The following is a 3,842-nucleotide window of genomic DNA, read 5'->3' on the forward strand; positions in this document are numbered from 1 at the left end:
AAAGCCGCAACGGCTCGGCGGCCAGCACCGGGCCGGTCAGTGCAACACAGGCCAGCAAGAGGCCGCGCATAGGCGTGAAAAGGGACATCGCAAACACCCGCAGTCAAGGAATGACCCACAGCTTAATTGCCCGATCCATTACAAAAAATGCGATGCTCATACATAGTTTGTTTCTGAAATCGGGCAAATCATGGACCGTCTCAACGCCATGCGCGTGTTCGTTACCGTCGTCGACCTGGGCAGCCAGTCGGCGGCGGCGGATCATCTGCAACTGTCGCGACCGGTGGTCTCACGCTACCTGGCAGAACTGGAGGACTGGGTCGGCGCGCGGCTGATGCAGCGCACCACGCGCAAGCTGAGCCTGACCGCCGCCGGCCAGCAGACCCTGCCCCGCTGCCGCCAACTGCTGGAACTGGCCGGCGACCTGCAAGCCGCTGTGCGCCAACCGGACGACGCACCCCGTGGCGAGCTGCGCATCAGCGTCAGCACCTCGTTCGGCCAGGCGCAGCTGGTGGATGCCGTAGCCGAATACGTGCGCCGCTACCCCGGCGTGAAGGTGGAGCTGCAGATGCTCGATCGCACGGTGAACCTGGTGGACGAGCGTATCGACCTGGCAATTCGCACCAGCAACGACCTGGACCCCAACCTCATCGCCCGACGCCTTACCGTATGCCGCTCGGTGGTCTGCGCGGCACCGGCCTACCTGCGCGAACACGGCACGCCGCTACGGGTGGAGGAACTGAGCCGGCACAACTGCCTGACCCACACCTACTTCGGCCACAGCCTGTGGCACTTCGAGGTGGACGGCCAGCAGGTCGCGGTGCCGGTGGACGGCAACATCAGCGCCAACGAAGCGATGACCTTGCAAAAGGCGGCACTGGCCGGGGCGGGGATCGCCATGCTGCCGACCTATCAGGCCGCCACGGCCCTGCACACGGGCGAACTGGTGCGCCTGCTGCCCGAGGCACGGCCGCGGGAGTTGAACCTGAATGCGGTATACACCTCGCGCAAGCACATGCCGGCGACCTTGCGCAGCATGCTGGACTTTCTAGCGCAGCGGTTCACCGAGGAGCCCGAGTGGGACCACTAGCCTTCGAGCGCCGTTCATGGGGCTGAACGGCGCCCCGCCAGTCACTCTTCGACGCTCATGTATTCCTTGGCCCAGCGGATGTAGTCCTCCGGCTGGGTGTAGGTGTGCGAGAGCTCGGTGGCACTGAGGTTTTCCGATTTGTTCTGCTGGCCACGCTGCAGGCGCAGGCAGTCGTAGGTGGCCTTGATCGCGGCAAAATACGCGGCGTGGCCATCGACCACGATACGCACGCCCAGACGTGCCAGGCGCTCGTCGTCGCGCAGGCTGGGGTTGCCGTAGGTCACCAGCATCAGCGGCACGGTCAGGTGTTCGGCGATCTGCTCCAGCTGCTCGAAATCCTTTACCCCGACCATGCAGATGCCGTCGGCGCCGGCTTTCTGGTAGCTCTGGGTACGCACGATGATTTCTTCGGTGGTGAGCACGCCGGCGTTGGTCCGGGCAATGATCGACAGCGAGGAATCCACCCGCGCCTCCAGGGCTGCGCGGATCTTGCCGACACCCTCTTCGACCGGGATCAGGTCGGTGGACTTGCGCCCGAACTGGGCCGGCAGCAGGGTGTCTTCGAGGGTCAGCGCCGCCACGCCGGCGCGCTCAAGCTCGGTGACGGTGCGCATTACATTGAGCGCATTGCCGTAGCCATGGTCGGCATCGGCCAGCACCGGCAGCTGGGCCACACGGCCAATGCGGGTGGCTTGCTCGACGAATTCGCTCAGGGTGATCAGGGCGAAGTCTGGCGCCGCCAGCACCTGCAAGGACGCGACCGAGCCGCCAAGAATGCCGACTTCGAAACCCAGGTCGGCGGCAATGCGCGCCGACATCGGGTCGAACACGGACGCGGTGTGATAGCAGGAACCTGAAGCGAGCAGCTCGCGGAAGGCAATACGCAAATCTTGATGGGAAGCCCTGGGCATGATCACTCCGCAAATAGGTAAAAAATAGAACGGTTGCTACCGACCCCTGAATCGGGTCTACCTGACCTGTTCCAACCGTCGCCATCTGGGCGGTCATGCTCGACATGCAGGCAGAGGAATAAAAGGTGTGGGAGACAGCGACAGGAAAAACCGGCGGCTTTGTAGTGCACCACGCTGGTGCGAGCCCCGGATTTCAGCCTCTGCGGTAAAGCCACGATATCACGCGGCCATGCAGCACTGGATGAATGCGCCAATGCCGATCTTGCATAGGCGATGCAGATAGTACATAGGAAGCTACCTAAGTCAGGTTACAATCCCTGCCTATCGCGCCCGCCCAGCCAAGGTAAGCCTCGTGACCGCCGCCCTGCCCCCCACCGTCCTGCGCAACGTCCTTACCGCCTTGATGCTGGCGATCTTCCTTGGCGCCCTCGATCAGACCATCGTCGCCGTCTCATTGCCTGCCATCTCGGCCCAGTTCAACGATGTCGGCCTGCTGGCGTGGGTGATTTCCGGCTACATGGTGGCGATGACCGTGGCCGTGCCGATCTACGGCAAGCTGGGTGACCTGTATGGTCGGCGACGCATGATCCTCACCGGCATCAGCCTGTTCACCCTGGCGTCGATCGCCTGCGCACTGGCCCAGGACATGCAGCAGCTGGTACTGGCGCGGGTGCTGCAAGGCATTGGCGCGGGCGGCATGGTGTCGGTGAGCCAGGCGATCATCGGCGACTTCGTGCCGCCGCGCGAGCGTGGCCGCTACCAGGGCTATTTCAGCAGCATGTACGCCGTGGCCAGCGTGGCCGGGCCGGTGCTTGGCGGCTGGCTGACCGAGTACCTGTCCTGGCGCTGGGTATTCTGGATCAACCTGCCACTGGGGCTGGTCGCCTTGTGGGCCATTCGTCGGGCCCTGGCCGGGATGCCGGCGCAGCGCCGAAACGCCAAGGTGGACTACGTGGGCGCCCTGTTGCTGATCATCGGCCTGGGCAGCCTGCTGCTGGGCATCACGCTGGTCGGCCAGGGCCAGGCGTGGAACGCGGCGCCGGTGCTGGCGCTGTTCAGCTGTGCCGGGATTGGCGTGGTGTTGTTCATCAGCCATGAACGTCGCTGCCAGGAGCCCTTGCTGCCGCTCGAACTGTTCGGCAACCGGGTTGCCGTGTTGTGCTGGGGGGTGATTTTCTTCGCCAGCTTCCAGTCGATCTCATTGACCATGCTGATGCCCCTGCGCTTCCAGGGCATTACCGGCGCCGGTGCCGACAGCGCCGCGCTGCACCTGCTGCCGCTGGCCATCGGGTTGCCCATAGGCGCCTTCACCGGCGGGCGCATGACCAGTTTCACCGGACGCTACAAGCCGCAGATCGTTGCCGGCGCGGTATTGATGCCGGTAGCCATCTTCGCCATGGCCATCACGCCACCGCAGGCCGAGCTGCTCAGCGGCGTGTTCATGCTGCTGACCGGTATCGCCTGTGGCTTGCAGTTCCCGACTTCATTGGTGGGCACGCAGAGCGCAGTGGACATCAAGGACATCGGGGTGGCCACCAGCACCACCAACCTGTTCCGCTCCCTCGGCGGGGCCATGGGCGTGGCCTGTATGTCCAGCCTGCTGCTGGCACTGCTGCATCAGGGTGGGTTTGAAGTGCTGGGTAACCCGTTGCTGGGGAGTTTGCAGGCGGGTCAGCCGGAGCCTGCGATGCAGGCTCGGCTGCTGGAAACGTTCCGTCATCTGCTGATGGGCAGCGCTGCGGTGGCCGTGGTGGGGTTGTTGGCAGCGTTGGCGTTGCCAGACCGGCAGTTGCGGGGGCGGTAGGGTTTTTGGGGGCGCTTTGCGCCCCAATCGCCGGCAA

Annotated in this window: 3 protein-coding genes; 2 read left to right on the plus strand and 1 reads right to left on the minus strand. The window is 64.5% G+C overall.

Features of this window, described 5'->3' with window-relative positions:
* Positions 1 to 190: 190 nt before the first annotated feature.
* Positions 191 to 1,090, plus strand: coding sequence for a LysR family transcriptional regulator (locus PMI38_RS24510; RefSeq protein WP_008100232.1), 900 nt, complete (start codon positions 191 to 193; stop codon positions 1,088 to 1,090).
* Positions 1,091 to 1,131: 41 nt separating this feature from the next.
* Here the strand turns inward: PMI38_RS24510 and PMI38_RS24515 are convergent, their stop codons facing one another.
* Positions 1,132 to 2,001, minus strand: a complete 870-nt coding sequence (locus tag PMI38_RS24515; RefSeq protein WP_008100234.1) for an isocitrate lyase/PEP mutase family protein — start codon at positions 1,999 to 2,001, stop codon at positions 1,132 to 1,134.
* Between the two features lie 352 nt (positions 2,002 to 2,353).
* Here PMI38_RS24515 and PMI38_RS24520 point away from each other — a divergent pair, with 352 nt between their 5' ends.
* Positions 2,354 to 3,805 carry an MDR family MFS transporter gene (locus tag PMI38_RS24520; protein WP_008100236.1) on the plus strand — a complete coding sequence of 484 codons (1,452 nt, stop codon included), beginning with the start codon at positions 2,354 to 2,356 and terminating at the stop codon, positions 3,803 to 3,805.
* The last annotated feature ends 37 nt before the right edge of the window (positions 3,806 to 3,842 follow it).

The organism is Pseudomonas sp. GM84, assembly GCF_000282535.1.
Classification (GTDB): domain Bacteria; phylum Pseudomonadota; class Gammaproteobacteria; order Pseudomonadales; family Pseudomonadaceae; genus Aquipseudomonas.